Source organism: Tateyamaria sp. Alg231-49, assembly GCF_900143535.1.
Taxonomy (GTDB): domain Bacteria; phylum Pseudomonadota; class Alphaproteobacteria; order Rhodobacterales; family Rhodobacteraceae; genus Tateyamaria.
The window spans coordinates 64,292-82,495 of record NZ_FRFA01000014.1; the positions used below are offsets into that span (position 1 = coordinate 64,292).

An 18,204-nucleotide genomic window follows, 5' to 3' on the forward strand; every position below is an offset into this window, starting at 1 on the left:
TACACAAGGGGCCGTGCCATGTCTGGTTCGGCCCCTTTTTTGTCACCAAAAGAGGTTTTTCAATGCGCCCTCTAATTACTGCTGCCGCTTTATCCTTGATGTCTTGTGCCTCTTGGGCTGATCCATTGCCATCATGGGCCGATACAGAGACCAAAATAGCCATTATCTCTTTTGTAGAACGCGTAACCGATCCGGCATCCCCAGACTATGTGACACCTGCCGATCGCATAGCCACCTTCGACAATGATGGCACTCTTTGGGCTGAACAGCCCGTCTATTTCCAACTGATTTATGCTCTCGATCGCCTGAAGGAAAAGGCCGATGCGGATCCGTCCATCCTGACCAGCGACACACTGAAAGCAGCAGCCGAAGGTGATATCGAAACGGTTGCGGCGGGTGGCATTGAGGCCTTGCTTGAGGTTCTGGCCGTCAGCCATGCTGGCATATCGGTCGAGGCGTTTCAGGATGATGTTCGTGCATGGCTTGAGACCGCACGCCACCCGAAAACCGGCGTGCGCTATGACGAGATGGTGTATCAGCCCATGCTCGAATTGCTGTCTTATCTGCGAGATCAGCAGTTTCAGACATGGATCACATCGGGCGGCGGCGTTCATTTCATCCGCGCCTTTGCCGAAACCGCGTACAACATTCCGCCTGAACAGGTCATTGGATCATCCGGGCCAACCGAATACGCGGATGGTGTCGTTATGAAATTGCCGGGTATTGATTTCGTCGACGACAAAGAAGGTAAACCAGTCGGTATCGACAGCCGCATTGGCAAGCGTCCGATCTTTGCAGGCGGAAATTCCGACGGTGATTTTGCCATGCTGGAATACACAACGGCAGGCGATGGCCCCCGATTTGGTTTGTTGGTGCATCACACGGACGCAGAGCGCGAATTTGCCTATGACCGCGACGGACACATCGGTGTGTTGAACCGAGGTTTGGATGAAGGACCTGATCGCGGTTGGGTCATTGTGGATATGGCCAATGACTGGACACAGGTCTGGCCAGAGTAAGCCCACCTCCAATTTGCGGCCGCCTCAGGCGGCGGCCTCTTGGTACAAAACAGTCGATTTATGTCTGGCGACCAGAAAGGGACCATTCATGCTCAAAAGAGCCAGCTGCATCGTAGCCTTGACCTTTGGGATTGCGTCAGTTGCCCACTCCGACACAGTGCCCAAACTTGTGCTGCAAATCACTGTAGACCAGTTGCGCGGAGACCTGATTGATCGGTATGGCGCTGGATTGGGAGACGGCGGTTTCAACCGGCTTTTGAAAAGCGGCGTCCATTTCGCCAACGCCCATCATCGCCACGCCAACACAGAAACTATCGTTGGGCATACGACCCTGTCCACGGGCACTGATCCGGGCATTCACGGCATGGTGGCCAACCTCTGGTTTGACCGCGACACCGGCACCACCTTTTACAACGTGCAGGACCCGGACTACCCGCTGGTGGGGGCCTCTGGTGTTGATGCAGATACCGAGATCGACCCGACCCAGCGCGCTGCAACCACTGACGGCCGCTCGCCTCGTAACATCCTGACCTCGACCATTGGCGATGAAATCCGCTTGCACTACGGGCCAGAAGCAAAGGTCTTTGGGGTGTCGGTCAAGGATCGGGGCGCAATATCGTTCGCCGGTCATGCAGGGCAAGCCTATTGGTTCTCCAAGGCGGAGGGGCGCTTTGTCACCTCCACATTTTACCGTGACGACTACCCGTCATGGGTGTCCGAATGGGAGACCAAAGACATGGTCAACTCATATGCCGGGTGGGACTGGAGGCCAATTCTCCCGGCCGAGAACTATGTGTTCTGGGAGAAAGATAACCAGCCATGGGAAACTGATTTTCCGGGCTTTGGGCGCACCTTCCCACACCCCTATGGGGCAGCGGACAGCAAATACTACACGACGCTGCTAACGCTCAGCCCGGCTGGAGATGAGATCACTGTTGATTTTGCCAAAGCTCTGATGACTGCCGAGGAAGTCGGGCAAGACGACGTGCCCGATTTCATGAGCGTCAGCCTTTCGTCAACCGATTATGTGGGCCATATCTTTGGCCCCTCCAGCCTTGAGGCAGAAGACAACTTCAAACGGCTCGACCAAACTATCGCTGACTTGCTGGATTTCGTCGACGAGATCGTTGGCCTTGATGAGACTTTGGTTGTTCTTTCGTCCGATCACGGCGCGCCCGAAGCGGCGGGCTATCTCGCGACGCTTGGGATTGAAGCGCAGGCTTTCAATTTCGACGATGTTGACACCACCCCGGGGTTCGCACGATTGCGAGAACGCTTCGGGCTTGGGCAGGAGATGATCGAGAGCTTTACCAATCCATACGTCTATCTTGACCGCAATGCGATCAAGGCGACCGGTGCCGATATGGCCGAGGTAGAAGAGGCGGTAGCGGCAGAGCTTCAACAACTGCCCGGTATCGCCTTTGCCATCACCGGATCAAGCCTGCGGCGCGGTGATGTCCCTGATACCGTGATCGCGCGCGCCGTATTGGCAAATTACCACCCTGACCGCTCGGGTGACATTTATGTGGTTTTCGAACCGCATTGGTTTGTTGCCGAATTTGACGGCCTGACCGTTGCCTCGGCGCATGGCTCCCCTTGGACCTATGACAGCTATGTCCCGATTATCTTTGCGGGGCCGGGGATTGCCGCTGACCGTGTTGATCGCCGTGTCGAGACAATTGATGTCGCAGCTACCATTGCATCGATCATGCGCACGAAGCCACCCAGCGGAGCTGTCGGCCTACCCCTGCTGGAAGCGTTACCTAGCTATTGATACGCAGACACTTTGCAACACGTGGCCAAAGGCACAACTGGTTTGGGTTGTGATACACAAAGCGTTTATGAGGTTGTTGTAAAAGTAAGTCTCCAAGAATGTGATGATCTGGGCAAAAACCATCCGGTTCATCAAACTGGCACGACCCGTGGTCGCCTGTGTATCGATTATCTTTTGAAGTTGGTCGTAGTTTGCTTCAAAAATTTCACCTGAATGCTCTGGAGTTCCCAATATCCATTCCAGTCGTCCGGTGGCCGATCATACCCTGGAGATGAACAAGACAGGTTCACGTCTTCATGTTCTCTGGGCGCGATATCGCAATGCGCAGGGCCAGCCCAAACGTCTCTAACGAAGAAGTTACAACAACTGTCGCATTCGATCTCGAGCTCACCATCGACGGTCATGTCACGAAATTTTTCAGCTGAATAGACTGGCTCCGGTACGTCCATCAGTTCGCGAAACCATATCAAAGAAAGCTCAAATGAGGGGGCTAGACACAACGGTTGATCATCCCTCCGGCTTGAAGTGATCCGGGCCGTGGTTGTCGGGGTTGGTCGAGATACCAGTATGGATCGCATCATTCACTGAAACAGATCCCGCCCCGAAGTCATAGAACGGAATGCAGCGCATCGATCTGAGTGATTTAAGGTGCAGGTTGAGTTTTCAGCGCCCAGTTCGCACTGGCTTCGAAATTTAAAGCTTTTGCTGATTGAGGACTCGGCTCGAGGATGTCAATCACTCTCTGGCAGTGGTCAAAATGCGGCTGTCCAATGAATTGATTGATCCAAGCCGTTGCGCCAGCGCATTGGCATAACCGCCTGCAGATTCAGTTGTCGGACGCAGGCCATCAAAGATTTGTTGATCCGAGTGGATCACGAGAACTTTGGTCTTTCCCAATGATGTATCATCCACGACGAAGGCCAGTTTGCTGCCATCCTGACTGTCGGCAGCACTGTGCGCCACCCGCACGCGGATTTCGCCTTCGCGCCCGGCGCGCAGTGTTTCGACATTGTTGTCGGCTGCGAAAAGGTTAGGCAGCAGATGATATACATTTCCAGATACATCCAAGGCAGAGACAAACAAATACCCATCTGACATCTCAGAAGGGATAACAATTTCGATGACCGGGTTTTGCCCGACAAAGAAGTCACCGGTGCTATTGATGGTATCGTCGCTCCCGTCTCTGAAATCGATGCGAACGTCGCCGCCTGAAACATTTGGCAGCACACTGTCGATCAGGCAAAGAGTTGGGTTGAGAACTTCGACATCAAGCATCAGGCTCCGGTCGCCAATCGCTCGCGTTAACTTGTCAGACAGCACATCAAGGGTGTTAGGGCTGTCGACGCGCCCGGCGACCATCACTTGGCTGCCATTCGGATACCCTGCTGTTGGGGCGTTCACCACATTCAGTTCCCCACAGTTCTGATGGGTGGCCAGAATCGGGAAAAGGGCGTCCGCGCTCAGAATCCGAGGGCCTAGGTCAATGCTGGCGCTCAATTCAAATGCGCCTTTCATTTCGGTCTGGGTCAGGGCCGTCATCAGCGCCTGCCGCTCGGCTGCATCATAGGTTAGGCCAATGATCTGAACGCGGCTTGCATCCGCCCGCACGCGAAACTCGGGAAGATGGTCCACGGCATCAATGAGGCGCAGTATGTCGGCGTCCCACGTTTCGGGGATTTCACCAGTTGCAAGGGTCAGTTCGGCGGTTCCTTGTTGCCCGGCGATCAAGGCGTTCAATGCATCGCGCGCTTCTTCGGACGGCATGTTCCCAGTCGCTGTCGGCTGGTTGTTTTCCGAACGCGACACTTCCAAACTGTAGGGGTTCGCGACCGGGTAACGGGGCCCCGTTACAGCGTCGAGAGCGCCGGAGAAAAACACAGCTGCACCAATCGCACCAACGGCAAGGACCGCAAGAACCGGCACCAGTGGCCCTCGCTTTTTCGCAGGCTCAGGGGGCAGTGACGGCGCATCGGTTTCGCTGACCGCAGGGGTCGGCTCAACGATGGTCGCCGCCTCTGATATGGGGGGTTCATCTGCCGCACGTGGCAGCACTACAGTACGATCGTCGTCGTCGATGTCCTCGCCCGTTGCAGATCCGTTTTGCAGCGCATCAAGCTGATCAAGTACGGCCTGCGCAGTGGCAAGACGATGATCCCGATCTGGACGTGTCATATGATCAATCATCGTCTTGAGCGGTTCGGGCACACCTTCGGTATCCAGTGGCCTTGCCTTGATGTTGACGACGTCCATCAGATTATTGCCGATGTTTGGCCGGGCCCCCCTGAACGTGGCCAACAACAGTGCGCCCAATGCATAGATATCCGCACGGGCATCGGTTTGCCCATGCAACTGTTCGGGGGCAGCGTAAGCAAATTTGCCCGCGAACTCATTGCCTACAATCGTTTCGGCTCCGGGATTGGTATCCTTTGCAATCCCAAAGTCGATAATGACCGCCTCTTCAGGCTTGCCATCGCGCAAGATGATATTGTCAGGCGACAGATCACGATGGACGATATTGTGCGCGTGCGCGGCCACCAACCCTTCGGTGACCCGTCGACAGACGATCAACACGTCTTCGGCTGACATGCCCCCGTCTTTGACCTTGCGGTCCAAACCGGGGCCATCGACATAGTCCATCACCAGATAGACATGCCCATCGTCGGTGCGCTGGTTGTCGTAATAGCGCACGATCGCATCGTGGCGGATTTCGCGCATCGCTTCCTCGCGCGTCATCAGGTTGAGGAAGTCTTCGTTGCGCGAGAACTCGGCGCGCAACGCTTTGACAGCGACGATCCGGCCTGAAATCTCGCTTACAGCGCGATACACCTCAGATGTGCCGCCGAGGCCCAGCACTTTGTCGATCCGATAGGTGTTGTTCAGCACATCCCCGATTTGGAAGATGCCGGGGTTGTCTTTGGAACTCACAATTGGCCCTCGCCCCAGTTCGTAGAATTCATAAGGCCAGGTCCTTTAACGCTCTAGCCGAGCGCCTGAAATTCAACCCGCCGGTTGACGTCACTCAGCGGATCATTCGGGTCAAACAAGGAGCTTTCACCGACGCCCAGTGCCTCCATCCGGTCAGCAGGATAGCCACAATCAGAGGTCAGGAACCTTTTGACCTCTTCTGCGCGCAATTTTGACAGGCGCTCATTGTACTCAGCAGATCCGGACGCATCCGTATGACCCAATATTCGGATCTTCTGAACATCAGCAGCTTTCAAAGCATCGCACAGCATGGTCAACTTTGGCTTTTCATCTTCACGCAAGGCGGCGGAGTCAAAATCGAAGGACACGTTGATATTCACCTGTTCATCCTTTGGGATGATCGTAGTGATGTTTTCTGGTTCTGCGGTCGGGGTTGCGGCAGGTGTTTCATCCGTTTGCGGGGCTGCAATCACCAATCCGCGGGTTTTCTGTTTTTTGAAGTTCTCTGTCATTTCTTCGACAGACGGCGTTGAAGTGTCTTGTGACATCGCCGGTGCGCCGAAACTGATCATCACAATCGCGGCTGTGAACAGCGCAGTATTGAGACCTTTCATCATGGCAATTCCTTCATAAAATCGTACGAACAATCTGCTAAAACCTTACAGTACCACATCAGCGATGCCAAATTCTTTGCGGTGGAAACGTCGGCCAACAAAACCCCTCAAAATGCTCGCGGCATCATCAAGCTTGCCCCGCGAAGGTGCCAAAAGTCAGGCCCTAAAGACAGAGTTTATGTTGCGGGGGAAAGTAAACGCCGCCAAAATACACATCTTTTTGTTATAAAAAACAATTCACTACAGCAATCACACGGCGAATTCTATGTCAGACCCAGCACGGTAACGACCAAGCTGTGTAAAGCCGTTTCACCTAAACAGAAAACTTGCGATCTGGCTCTCTTCTGAGATCACAAGCCGTAACAGGCACATTGCAATAGGCGGTGAATGGCCGATGTTTGGCGATGACGCGATCCGGCCTTGTTGAAACGTCCAGGCCCCGTTTGATTTCACCCAGCAACGGGTGACTGCTCTGCACTGCCAGCAGCGAAGCGATGGATTCAATTCGGTGACTGGCGGAACAACAGCATTCTGTTGCAGCGACACCTGCTAACTGGCTACCATTTTAACGCATTGTTTTAGGATTTCGTCATGATTCGATTGAACTATCAAGTTTTAGCCATCGTTGCTTTTCTGTTCGGTTGCACAACAGCAGCCCTTGCCGAGACGCGGGCTGCCTTTCTCGTCGGCAACGGGGCTTACGAAAACGCAAGTAACCTGAAAAACCCGGTCGCAGACGTGCAGTTGATCGCAGAAGTCTTGGAAGACCTCGACTTTGAAGTTGATATGCACATGGATCTGACCCGGGCCGAGATCGGCAAAAGCCTGTCAGAGTTCCTCGACACTCACGGCGGTGCGGATGTCACCTTTGTCTATCTGGCCGGTCATGGAATGCAGTTTGAGGGACGGAATTACTTCATTGGGACCGATGCGTTACTCGCCAGCGAATTCGACATTCCGGCGGAAACGACACCCATCGACTCTATCATCAAGGCCGTTCAAGCCCGTTCCAAATCATCACTGGTTTTTGTCGATGCGTGCCGCGACAACCCGCTGGCCACGGCGTTTTATCAAAGTAACTATTCTGAAAGCCGTGCTGTACAAACCCGCGGCTTGGTCCCTCTGACGTCATCCACACAGGGTGCGATGGTCGTGTTTTCCGCCTCACCGGGTCAGGTGGCCTATGATGGGACTGGTGCCAATTCGCCATTTGCCGCTTCCGTCGCGCGCCACCTTGATACACCGAATTCTGAAATTCTGAGCGTGATGAAACGCGTCATTGGTGACGTCAAACTGGAAACCGAAGACAAACAGGTGCCAATCATCAACAACGATCTGGCGACAGAAATTTACCTCAATATCGGCGAAGGTGATGCAGGTCAAAGCCTGGCCTTTCAGCGCGAACAGGCGCTCTACGAGGCTGTAAGCGAAATGAATTCGCTGCGTGGCTGGACAGTCTTTCTCGAACGTTTTCCAGAGAGCCAATTTGCCGATCTCGCGCAACAGAACCGAGACTCGATGGCGCGGTCAGAAAACATTGTCGTGGCAAACCTCGCGACTGCGGGCGTCGAGCGCGGAGCCGAGCAGGAACCACTGGGCCTCACTGTTGCAGACATACGCTTGATCCAGACCAAGCTTGGTACGCTAGGATATGATGCCGGGATTGCCGATGGCGTGATGGGGGACAAGAGCCGCAAGGCTATCGCTGATTTCCAGCAGGCAAACGAGTTGCCCTCAACCGGTTTGATGACAGAATTTACTGCCCGCGCAATGGGAGTTCAGATGTCGGGTATGGAAGTCACAAGCATGCCCATTTATTCGTCTCTGGACGCCCGAAAATGGAGCCCGGAAGCACTGGCGCAGGTCGAAACCGACCCCCGTTTGATCCGTGCGGCCGAAGTTCTGAAGGACCGGGAAATCCTTTACGGATGGTATGATGATAATCTGTACATCGGTGTCCTTGGGTGGCGGTTGAAATGGCCGGATGCGCAAGCGCTGGCAGAACGCGCGGGCGGTTATCTGGCCGTGCTGGGGTCCAAAGAAGAGAATGATTTTGCGTACGAACTGGTCAGTCGAGACGACCGGTTCTGGCAGGTCAGCGATGCGGGACAAGGACGTCATACTTACGGGCCAACATTCGGATTCTATCAGAAGAAGGAAGGCCGCGAGCCTGACGGTGGTTGGTCTTGGGTGAACAATCAGCCGGTTTCTTTTACAAACTGGGCATACGGAAACCCGAACAATGGCGTCGACTATGACAGCGAATACGTGACCTTTTACAGGTGGACCAAGGACATGGACCTTGAAAAGTTTACCGGCAACGAATGGAACGATGTCGATCTGCCCCGCACGGGCCGTGCATTCATAATCGAGATCGAATGATACGCCACATCAGACAACACGCATCGCACCATAAGCGCGTTGTCCGCGAAAAGATGATTTGAACCATGCAGACGCTTCTGCGTCCAAGTCTTTGATGTCCAAATCAAGGGCCTCGTTCAGTTCTGTACGCAACGCCTCGGATTCGGCGTCGCGCGCGCTGATGTCGCCGTAGGTTGGCGCGATCTTTTCTTTCCAAAAATAATCCGTCCAGCCATAGTTCGCGACGTTTGCAACGTCGAACCCATGAAGGGCCGTTTTGACGCAACCAAGCCGCGCCCCAAAGATCGCCCAATCCCCTCGATCCACATCCGCACCGACCGAACACCAGACCCGTAGTCTTTCGTAATTGCTTGGGCCGACGTGGGCTGGAAGAGCCTCCGCACGCGGTAGATCCGGGTAGGCATCATATGCAAGCTGTCCGTCCGCGAGGTTCAGTTTCACACCCTCGCGAAACCCGGCCCGGAACGCCTGGTAGTCTGACCCAGTAACCACCACTTCGGACAGCAATCGGTTGACCTGATAGTACGGTACGGTCCAGCAGAAATCGACGGCGCCCCGCTCATTGGCGGCATTCTCGTGCGTTTGAAGGGTTCGCAGCGTGCTCCGCGGCCAGATTTTGACCCCCCCGTTTCCATAGCTCAGGCCATTCACTGCGTTGCGCGCACTGAACGAAAAGACACGCGCCCGATCACGTGGCGCCACGTCAAAGCGGGCGGATAGGAAGTCCGGGTCCAACAACAGATTGTCAGCGTCGATTGTGATGACATGCTCTGAGGTCGCCGCCTCGCCGGCACGACGATGCGCTGCATCGAACCCCTTGACGCCATGAACCCGCAAGGTGCGAGGCACCGCAGCGCTAATGCGCTCGAAATGCACATCTGCGTTCGGTTCGTCAAAGCTGAGAAAAACCACGTCACATGTGCTTAAATCTATCATGGGGCATCCCAATCGGCATTGCGCCCCAGATTGATGATCGCCGCCGGGAGCCATTTCTTTCTCAGAAGATGGCGGCGCCATGCCAGATAGCTTGGCCAATCCAGATCGGCATCAAGTGGTGCGTTTGCAACGACATTTGGCAGCGTGTCATATGCGAGGTTCTCCGCAATCAATCCCCGAAAATCCACAAGGTCGACAACAAAGACAGGGACCATGTTCTTGGCTTTCGCGGTATCACGCACGGTTTTGAGATACGTGCTGATAGTTTCCCATTCCAATCCTGTTACGTCCACCAGCATCACCGAAAGAAAGGCGTCTTCCCGCATAACACCTTCCGCATGAGGGCTGTCGGCATTGAATGGCCACGCCGCTTCAAACGCGTTTGCAGGCCTCTCTTGTTCCTGCGCGAAAAAAGTACTTGGCTCTGTTGCCTTAGGCGGAGTTTCTGGCCCGGACGTCATGGGGTAGATACCCGCGCGTGTTGGTGCATATGAGATAACTCCTCAAAAAGCGCACGCCATGTCGGACCAATCATTGCCCAGTCACGGGCGCGCACGGCCTGTAACGCCTCTTTGCCGCGTGCGGCCCAAGTTTCCGGCCCTTCGTTCAGCGCCGCTTGCAGTGCGTCTGCCAACCCGTCGGGCGCATCTTGATCGTACAGCACGCCTGTTGCGGGCGTTGTCACCACATCACGCAATCCCGCAGTGTCGCTCCCCAACACGCCACGGCCCAGTGTCTGGGCCAGAATGGCCGATCCCGAGGTAAGAGAGTCTGTGTACGGCAACGCCACGATATCAGCCGCAGCATATACTTGGGAAAGATCTTCGTTCGTCAGAAATCCAAAACTGGCAATAATACGCGGATCGTCTGGGAGCGACAGGTCAGCAACGTCAGATACCCTGTATCCGGCGAGGATCAACCGATCATCCGGCCCGGCCGTTTCCAAAAACGCATCGATCAGCGCACTGGGCGCTTTGTAGGCCCGGATCTGACCGGGCAACAGCACCACGGTCCGGGCGGCATCAAGATCAAGAACGGCGCGTGCCTTGTCGCGCAGAATGGCCGGGTAAATTCCGTCGTAATTGCCGTGTGGAATGATGCGCACTTTGTTTAATGGCAATGCATGGTGCTGCATCGCCGCTGCGAGAGCGGGCAGCGAGTGGAGGTGCACAATGTCAACGAGTGTCAGAAGACCACCACGAATCTGCTCAGCAACTGCACGCTCGCGGGCGGTGTGCGGCAGCAAGTTGTGCATGGTCCATACGATGCGTCCGCCGCCGTTGCGAAACTGAGACAGGGTATCAAGGAATGCTTCAGGCGAAAAACCGCCGTTGGAAATTGCCGCCGTCTCCCAATGGAGATGCAGGATTTTCGTGGCATTCTCGGTGCCTGCTTCGCTGGTGAGAGCCTCAAAATTGGCGAGCGGCGATGCCACAACGGTCGGCCCAAGTGACCGATAAAGTAAGGCCTGGTAGGGGTTAAAGTCACGGTAATCCGGAAAGAACCTGATTTCGGCTGGTCTTGGCGGGGCTGCATTTAACATGCCCAAACAATGTCATGCGCCCGGCAAGTTGGCGAGGCACTTTCGAAACGGCCTTGCCGCTCATGTTGACACGATCAGATTTCGGTTCCTATCATGCCCTATTAAAGAAAAGGATTTTTCATGCGCGGATGGGTCGTCGGTCGTATCGTGTCACTTATAGGCGTGTTGGGATTACCCGGTGCGGCACATGCTCAGGATTTCGGGAGCAGTGCATTCACATCACAGGCACAAGCAGAAAACTACCTTAAGCAAAACCCGACCGGCCCTCAGGCAAAGGCGGCGTTTCTGGCAATCGTCGAATTTCAGTTGGCACGGGAAAACCCCGGATTTTCGCGGTCAGACATCGCGCAAGGTGTCAATCTTCAGGTGCCGGGCACACCGGCCAGCCCCCCTGTGACTCCCGCCAACAACGAGCGAGACACCAGTGGGGACCTATACTAAGCAATTGACGGGCACTGGGTCTGGATGGCTGCTCGGGCGGCGCACCTTGGCCTGTTCTGTTGCAATCTTTGTAAGCATGGCTGGCATTCCGGCGATGTCTCAGGACAGTGCCTCGCGGGTTGCCCTTGTGATTGGCAACTCGGCCTATCAAAACGTCGAAGCACTGCCAAACCCGGCCAATGATGCCCGTCTTATTGCCGAGAAACTCTGGGAATCCGGCTTCGAAGTCATCGAGAGTATCGATGCGGACCGCGAAACAATGCTGGCTGATCTGGCGACTTTTCGCAGTCGCCTGCGCGAAGGTAGCGAAGCCCTGTTTTTCTATGCCGGGCATGGCGTTCAGGTTGGTGGGCGCAACTATCTGCTTCCGGTCTCAGTCATCCCATCGTCCGTCGATGACCTTCGCACGCAATCGGTTGATGCACAGCTGTTCGTCGACATCATGGACGGTTCAGGCGCGCGGTTGAATATCATCCTGCTTGATGCCTGCAGGAACAACCCGTTTGCAGGCATGGAAACAGAGGACGCAGACGAGATTGCAACCCGCGCAATCACCATCGGTCAGTCCCGTGAGGAAGTGCAACGCGGGCTGGTTCTTTTGTCCGAAGCGTCATCAGGCGGGTTGGCCGAAATGACGGCGGGCGACAGCGAAACAATGATAAGCTTTGCCACGGCGCCGGGTGCTGTGGCGTATGATGGCGTCGGTCAGCACAGTCCCTACACTGAATCTATTGCTGAAAGCATTGACGAGCCGGGCATCGAACTGGCCGAGCTTTTCCGGCGTGTCCGCGGCGGCGTAAGAGAGCGTACCGAAGGCCAGCAAATCGCGTGGACAACAAGCACGCTTGAGAACCCGTTCTATTTCAAACCGGACACAGGCGATCTGCGCACATCAACCACAGGCCTTGGCACCGAAGGGGACACGTTGGGTGCATTGCCCCCCCAACGCATCGTGGATCGCGTGTTTTGGAGGTCTATCCAAGGCACGGAACGGTTAGACGCGTTTGAAGCCTACCTGAAGACCAGCCCGGACGGAGCATTTGTCGAAGATGCAGCCGCAAAGGTTGTCGCATTGGGAGGCAACCCGGACGCCATTCTGGCTGTTGATCCCGCATTGCCTGATCTGCAACAGCAGGCGGGCGACCGACAAACCAGCTACAAGGCAGATGTCGTCGACCGGTTGGCACGTAGTCAAAATGCAGTGCCTATTGGAGTTGGACCGTTCGAAATAGCGCTGACTGATCAGACCAGCGACGGCTGGGTTCATGTTTCTCGCGCGCCGCGCCTTGGTGCGGTGCGTTCGGCAGACGGCGCCGCATTTGATCAAGGATCCGTCCATTATGTGCGAGCAGGCGAGATCTCTGAGTTTCAGCCGCATATTGGATCAAACGGTGGGTTAGAAGCGCTTGAAGGCCAAGTGCTTGGCGCAGGCGGCGCGACAGAACCAGTACAGGTCTCTGTCGAGAGTTATGTCGATGCCTGCGACATGCTGGCGGGCAACCCATATGACGGCAAACGGGTGACGGCAGGCACACGCCAGTTCATTCTTGATCGCAACTTTGATGGCGCCATTGTCACCTGCGAACTCGCTGTTGAACGGCATCCCGACGTTGTGCGTTTCTGGGCGCAACTTGCCCGCGCCTACCGCGCGGCAGGACGATATGAGGAAGCGCGAGACTGGCAGGTCAAGGCTGTTGAGGCAGGTTACGTGAATGCCATGGTCTATCTTGGCCAGATGCATCTAGACGGGCAGGCCGTGGCACAGGATTTCGCGCGGGCATACGATCTTTTTGAAAGTGCTGCGGCAGAAGGGGACACAGCGGCCCTGACTGCGCTTGCATGGGTTCACCGCGCGGGTGTGGGGGTGCCGCAGGACTATGCGGTTGCCCGCAAGTTCTATGAACGCGGAGCGGCGCGCGGAAATGACTGGGCCATGACAAACTTGGGCGAGTTTTATCAAAAAGGGTTCGGTGTTGAACGCAACCCGCAAGAAGCAGAACGTTGGTATATTCAGGCCGCCAAATCAGGCGAATTGACCGCGCAGACCCGCCTGGCCCGGATGTATCAGGACGGCGATGGCATCCCTCGCGACTTTGATCAGGCCCGTTTCTGGTTTGAAACGGCGGCCTCTCGCAAGGTCCCGAACGGCATGACCCGACTGGGTATCATGTACGAACAAGGTCAGGGCGTACCGACGGACATTGAAGCAGCCGCGCGCCTGTATGTGCGCGCAGCGCAAGAGGGAGACGGCGAAGCCTACTTCCGACTTGGCAAACTCTACGCGTCTAAGACCCCGCTGTTTGATGATCCGTCGCGGGCCGCTTTGCTACTGGAACGCGCCATCACCGAACGCGTTTATGGCGCTGAACGGGAGCTTGCAAAGCTGTATGAATCCGGGCGCGGCGTTCAGAAAGATATGTCGAAAGCACGCGAGCTTTATAGTGTGGCGGCCGAAGGAAACCCGTGGGCTGCACGCGACGCAGGCCGGGCATTTGCGTCGAATGACGGCGTGACGGCCGACTTCGCCAGCGCAGCGACGTGGTACCGTCAGGCAGCTGAAGGCGGTGTGCCATGGGCCGCGCTGGACCTTGCCAAAATGACCGAAGCGGGGCGCGGCGTTGTTCAAGATAGAACCGAGGCGTTGGCGCTTTATGCAAAGGCGCTTAGCCTTTCAGATGATGAAAACCTGGCCCGGTTGGTTGGCGATGCCGTTGCAAATTATAGCCAATCCGAATTCGTAACTGCCGCGCAGGTGATGTTAACGCAGGCAGGCAAGCAACCCGGTGTCGCCGACGGACAGTTGGGCGCCGGGACACGCCGCGCCCTGAACGAGGCATTTGCAGATCAGGGCGTGGACCTGCCTGCTGGTGCCATCACTATTGAAATTCTCGCCGTACTTGCGGCACTAAACTAGGAGCCAAAAATGATTACCAGATCTCTCTCCGCTATCGCCTTAGCTCTCCCGCTCCTATTGGCCGCCTGTGACGAGGTTCCTGTGTCAACCGGACCGTCATCTGGCAATGTAGAGCGCCTGAAGGGCTTAGGATACCAAGTGGCCGCCCAAAGCGAGAGCGGCGCGACGACCGTGCTGCGGTATAGTGGACCGATCAACGCGTCGGTCAAGTGCGGGCAGTCGTCCGGTCAATTTGGAACGGTGCAACCACGGACTGTCTCCGCCAACGGAACCGTGCAGGATTTCAAGCTGAACAGCTATCTGGTCTTGGCCAACGGCGCTGCGCGCGATGGGCTCTACGTGATCAGCAAGGCCACGCGGTCGTCGTCTCGGGCATCAGCATCTTCGGTTGAAACGATTGCCTTCGAACCGGGCAAGAGCGGGCGTTTCGCGTCAGGTCTTACGTGTCGGGCGGGCTGATAGCCGGATCACGACCCATTCAGGTCGACATCGCCATCGTCGCCGACATTCGCGTCGGTGATGTGGCCGCACCGTGCCATGCAGCAGCGGCGGCGGCGTTGCGCGATGCTGGGTATTCGGTAGCAGTTGTGCCTGTGATTTCAGGGGCAATCGCAACTGATCCGTACGAGGTGGACCGGCATATGGCCGACCTGCTAAATATCGGTGCTGTCCGACGTGTAGGGCCTGGCGCATCGATAAACTGCGGGTTGGCACTGGCATTTGATTCCAGGATCTTCGCAGGCACGCTGGCCTGTATGCCACGGATTGAAGCCAAACAGCGCATCGTTACCGTCGAACGACCCGCAGCACTGACTGCGCTGGACCGGCCCACATTGGACCGGTTGCGGGAAAAAGCGGAAATTGCCATGGGTGGACCGATTGTATGGTCTCCAACGTCGATCACTGCGCGCGACGCCATGGCCTGCTCTGTTCCGGATTGGCCGGTGACAAACGAAAACTGGGCGCCCGTGGCACCGGATTATTCACATGTCCGCGCCGATGCTGAGGAACGCGCAAGGCCGACCATTGGTCGTGCCAGAATTGCGCGCGCGCGACCTAATGGCGCTTGGCCCAGTCCGTTCCTTTTGTCGCCTCTGGTCTCATTACGGGAACGCGGAAAGCCTTTGGATGACACCGCAATCTGGCCACATGCCGCACCGCGCGAAAACTGGCCCGAAAGCACCGTTAACCTTGCAGAGTTCTTTGCTAAAATTGATCTGTTGGCAAACCCGGATGATGCCGAGATTGACCCATTTCCAGCCGAAGCATTGATGGCGCTGTCAGCGGGTGTTGTCCCATGCCTTCCTGAAAGCTATCGCGAGTTGTTCGGAGGTGCGGCCGTCTACGGCTCGGACACCGATCTGGTTCAGGCCGCAATCAACCTCAAACTCGAGCCGGGCCTGATGAGTGCTGCCCGGCAGAGCGGCGTTGCGTTGCTGCGTGAAGTCTTTTCCCGTGACACATTCGTTGCTCGGGTCAAAGAACACGTTGAACCATCTCGCGGTGTTTCCTTTGCGCCAGTTGTACATGCAGAACCCCGCGCTCGGGTTCTATTCTATTCCACCAACGGCATTGGCATGGGCCACCTTACGCGGCAGCTGGCCATTGCCCGACGATTGCCCGAACGTTTTCAGCCCGTTTTTGTGAGCCATTCTCGTGCGGTCGACACGGTACGACAGTTCGGCTTTGTGGGTGAGCACCTGCCCTACCATACCACCTACGGCGAAGCGCAAGCGCACTGGAACGTTGGTCTCGCCGCAGCACTCAGTACCGCGTTTGCTTTTTACAAACCACAAGTCACGGTATTTGACGGCAATGTTCCCTTCAAAGGGCTGCTTAATGCTCTTGCAGGTCGACCAGGCATGGCGTCGGTTTGGGTCCGAAGGGCGATGTGGGGAGCAGGTCGAGACGCCGAAGCGCTTGATCGGGCGGCGGCGTTCGACCTTGTCGTGGAACCGTTGGATCCGGCATGGCCGAACGACGAGGGCCCGACAGTCGCCTTGCAATCCGACGTCCGCGTGGTACCGTCGGTGCGCATCCTTGATCAAAACGAGACCCCAAGCAGGCAGGATGCATGCGCGGCTCTCGGTTTGGATCCTTTGAAAACAAATGTGCTGGTTGCCACAGGCTCCGGCAACAACTTTGACATTGCCGGGATAACACATCGCGTCATAGGTCGGCTGGATGGGCGCTTTGACCTCGGGCTTGCCGTGGCAGAATGGCAAATCGCCAAGGATCGACTGGACTTGCCGGACACAATTTCGCGCCTGACCGGATATCCGTTCGCACAGTACTTGTCTGCGTTTGATTTCGCGGTAGCCGCCCCGGGCTACAACACCTTCTGCGAACATATGGCTGCAGGTCTTCCCACTTTGTGGGTTCCCAATGAAAACGAGCAAATGGACCGCCAGATTGACCGGGCGCGCTATGCTGTCGACCGACGGTGCGGCCTTATGGTGCGCCGCGATGCGCCCTTTGATGTGACACCTGCACTGGACCAACTTTTGGACCAAGAAACCAGGGATGTTATGGCACAAAATGGCCTGTCATTTGCCAAGCGGAATATGACGGAAAACGGGGCCAGTGTGATCGCAGAAACAATCGGGCATCTTGCAAGCTCTTCGATTGCCCGCCTTCCCATTGGCCCAGTTGCGGCCACAGAAACGGAGAAGGTTGAAGAACCAGTCTTGTAGTACTCGCTGGCCCAACTGACACTGTCGCAGAGTTGTTTCGCTCCTTTGGCCTTTGTATTTCGCCGTAAAGGAGATTAATCGCCATGGGCGCGGTTTGTTAACGGTGTGGAAGCCGTTCCAAAATCCAGCCACGGGCAACATTCTTGCGAACGGCAAAGATGCGCCAAAGTTCTAAAAAATCTTGCGGTATTTACCTAAACTTGGATTGAGTTCTGTACCTGTCGGCAAAGGCCAGCCTCTTTACCCAGCCATGAATGCCCAGCGCTTGATCCCTCAAAAGTAACTTCTGACAAGGCTTCCCGCGATCAGGCTCCACCCATCTGCAACAACGAAGAATGCCAGCTTGAACGGAAGTGATACAATGGCGGGTGGAACCATCATCATCCCCATGCTCATCAAGACAGCCGCCGCGACCAGATCAATGATCAAAAAGGGCAGGAAGATCAAAAATCCGATCTGAAAGGCCCTCGAAATCTCGGACAGCAAAAAGCTTGGGATAAGCACAGACAGCGGCGCGTCTGCGTCCAAATCGATCCCTTGAGTATCGGGTCGCAAGTCAGCCATTGCACCAAACGTGACAGGGTCCAAACGGGCCGTCATAAACGCGCGAAAAGGTGTCTGACGTCAGCGCTTATGGGTCCAAATAGGGCAAATTGCTAAGAGAGTGTTCTTGGCTCATCGTAACCACCGAGGAGTGGAAGATGAGACAGACCAATGGAACACGCAAAAGCTCAGGCGAGAAGATCGTCAAAGACATCAAACGAGCGACCCGCAAGCATTACTCGTCCGAAGAGAAGATCAGGATCGTCCTGGACGGTCTGAGGGGCGAGGACAGCATAGCTGAGCTGTGTCGTCGTGAGGGTATCTCTCAAGGCATCTATTACAAATGGTCCAAGGACTTCATGGAAGCGGGCAAGAAGCGGCTGGCAGGCGACACAGCCCGCGCTGCGAACACTGACGAGG

The 18,204-nt window shown here is 56.0% G+C and carries 13 protein-coding genes and 1 pseudogene; 8 read left to right on the top strand and 6 right to left on the bottom strand.

Going from position 1 to position 18,204, the window contains the following annotated elements:
• Nucleotides 1–62 precede the first annotated feature (62 nt).
• Both DHN60_RS17590 and DHN60_RS17595 read left to right on the top strand, forming a co-directional pair.
• Nucleotides 63–1,019 (top strand): HAD family phosphatase, encoded by a 957-nt coding sequence (locus DHN60_RS17590; RefSeq protein ID WP_108838631.1) that lies wholly within the window; start codon nt 63–65, stop codon nt 1,017–1,019.
• An 88-nt stretch (nt 1,020–1,107) separates the two neighbouring features.
• Complete coding sequence (locus tag DHN60_RS17595; RefSeq protein WP_108838632.1) at nt 1,108–2,793, top strand: alkaline phosphatase family protein; 1,686 nt, start codon at nt 1,108–1,110, stop codon at nt 2,791–2,793.
• Between the two features lie 735 nt (nt 2,794–3,528).
• On the opposite strand, the gene DHN60_RS17600 is transcribed toward DHN60_RS17595, so the two are convergent.
• A complete protein-coding gene (locus DHN60_RS17600; RefSeq protein WP_234423693.1) occupies nt 3,529–5,718 on the bottom strand; it encodes a protein kinase in 2,190 nt (729 codons plus the stop codon).
• A gap of 53 nt (nt 5,719–5,771) precedes the next feature.
• Complete coding sequence (locus tag DHN60_RS17605; protein ID WP_234423694.1) at nt 5,772–6,335, bottom strand: OmpA family protein; 564 nt, start codon at nt 6,333–6,335, stop codon at nt 5,772–5,774.
• A 588-nt stretch (nt 6,336–6,923) separates the two neighbouring features.
• Here DHN60_RS17605 and DHN60_RS17610 point away from each other — a divergent pair.
• Nucleotides 6,924–8,714 carry a caspase family protein gene (locus DHN60_RS17610; protein ID WP_108838634.1) on the top strand — a complete coding sequence of 597 codons (1,791 nt, stop codon included), beginning with the start codon at nt 6,924–6,926 and terminating at the stop codon, nt 8,712–8,714.
• 9 nt (nt 8,715–8,723) lie between these two features.
• Here DHN60_RS17610 and DHN60_RS17615 read toward each other — a convergent pair whose 3' ends face one another.
• From DHN60_RS17615 to DHN60_RS17625, 3 genes are all read right to left on the bottom strand, one after another.
• Nucleotides 8,724–9,650, bottom strand: a complete 927-nt coding sequence (locus DHN60_RS17615) for a hypothetical protein (protein ID WP_108838635.1) — start codon at nt 9,648–9,650, stop codon at nt 8,724–8,726.
• Nucleotides 9,647–9,976 (bottom strand): hypothetical protein, encoded by a 330-nt coding sequence (locus tag DHN60_RS17620; protein WP_234423695.1) that lies wholly within the window; start codon nt 9,974–9,976, stop codon nt 9,647–9,649. Before DHN60_RS17620 ends, DHN60_RS17615 begins: the two co-directional genes overlap by 4 nt.
• Before the next feature lie 131 nt (nt 9,977–10,107).
• Entirely contained in the window at nt 10,108–11,193 is a 1,086-nt protein-coding gene (locus tag DHN60_RS17625; RefSeq protein ID WP_108838636.1) for a glycosyltransferase family 4 protein, read from the bottom strand.
• Between the two features lie 120 nt (nt 11,194–11,313).
• Here DHN60_RS17625 and DHN60_RS17630 point away from each other — a divergent pair, with 120 nt between their 5' ends.
• The 4 genes from DHN60_RS17630 to DHN60_RS17645 all read left to right on the top strand — a co-directional run bounded on the left by DHN60_RS17630 (nt 11,314) and on the right by DHN60_RS17645 (nt 17,241).
• On the top strand, nt 11,314–11,634 hold the full coding sequence (locus DHN60_RS17630; RefSeq protein ID WP_108838637.1) for a hypothetical protein: 321 nt from the start codon (nt 11,314–11,316) through the stop codon (nt 11,632–11,634).
• Nucleotides 11,635–11,710: 76 nt separating this feature from the next.
• Nucleotides 11,711–14,548, top strand: a complete 2,838-nt coding sequence (locus tag DHN60_RS17635) for a caspase family protein (RefSeq protein WP_108838638.1) — start codon at nt 11,711–11,713, stop codon at nt 14,546–14,548.
• 9 nt (nt 14,549–14,557) lie between these two features.
• The gene (locus DHN60_RS17640) at nt 14,558–15,007 is read left to right on the top strand and encodes a pyruvate/2-oxoglutarate dehydrogenase complex (RefSeq protein WP_159089277.1); all 450 of its coding nucleotides are present in this window, start codon (nt 14,558–14,560) and stop codon (nt 15,005–15,007) included.
• Nucleotides 14,992–17,241 (top strand): antifreeze protein, encoded by a 2,250-nt coding sequence (locus tag DHN60_RS17645; RefSeq protein ID WP_108838640.1) that lies wholly within the window; start codon nt 14,992–14,994, stop codon nt 17,239–17,241. Before DHN60_RS17640 ends, DHN60_RS17645 begins: the two co-directional genes overlap by 16 nt.
• Before the next feature lie 273 nt (nt 17,242–17,514).
• Here DHN60_RS17645 and DHN60_RS17650 read toward each other — a convergent pair.
• Nucleotides 17,515–17,856, bottom strand: a pseudogene (locus DHN60_RS17650) (flagellar biosynthetic protein FliP); the annotation flags it as partial.
• Nucleotides 17,857–17,942: 86 nt separating this feature from the next.
• Here DHN60_RS17650 and DHN60_RS17655 point away from each other — a divergent pair.
• The coding region (locus DHN60_RS17655; RefSeq protein ID WP_159089278.1) for a transposase at nt 17,943–18,204 on the top strand (262 nt) is incomplete at its 3' end.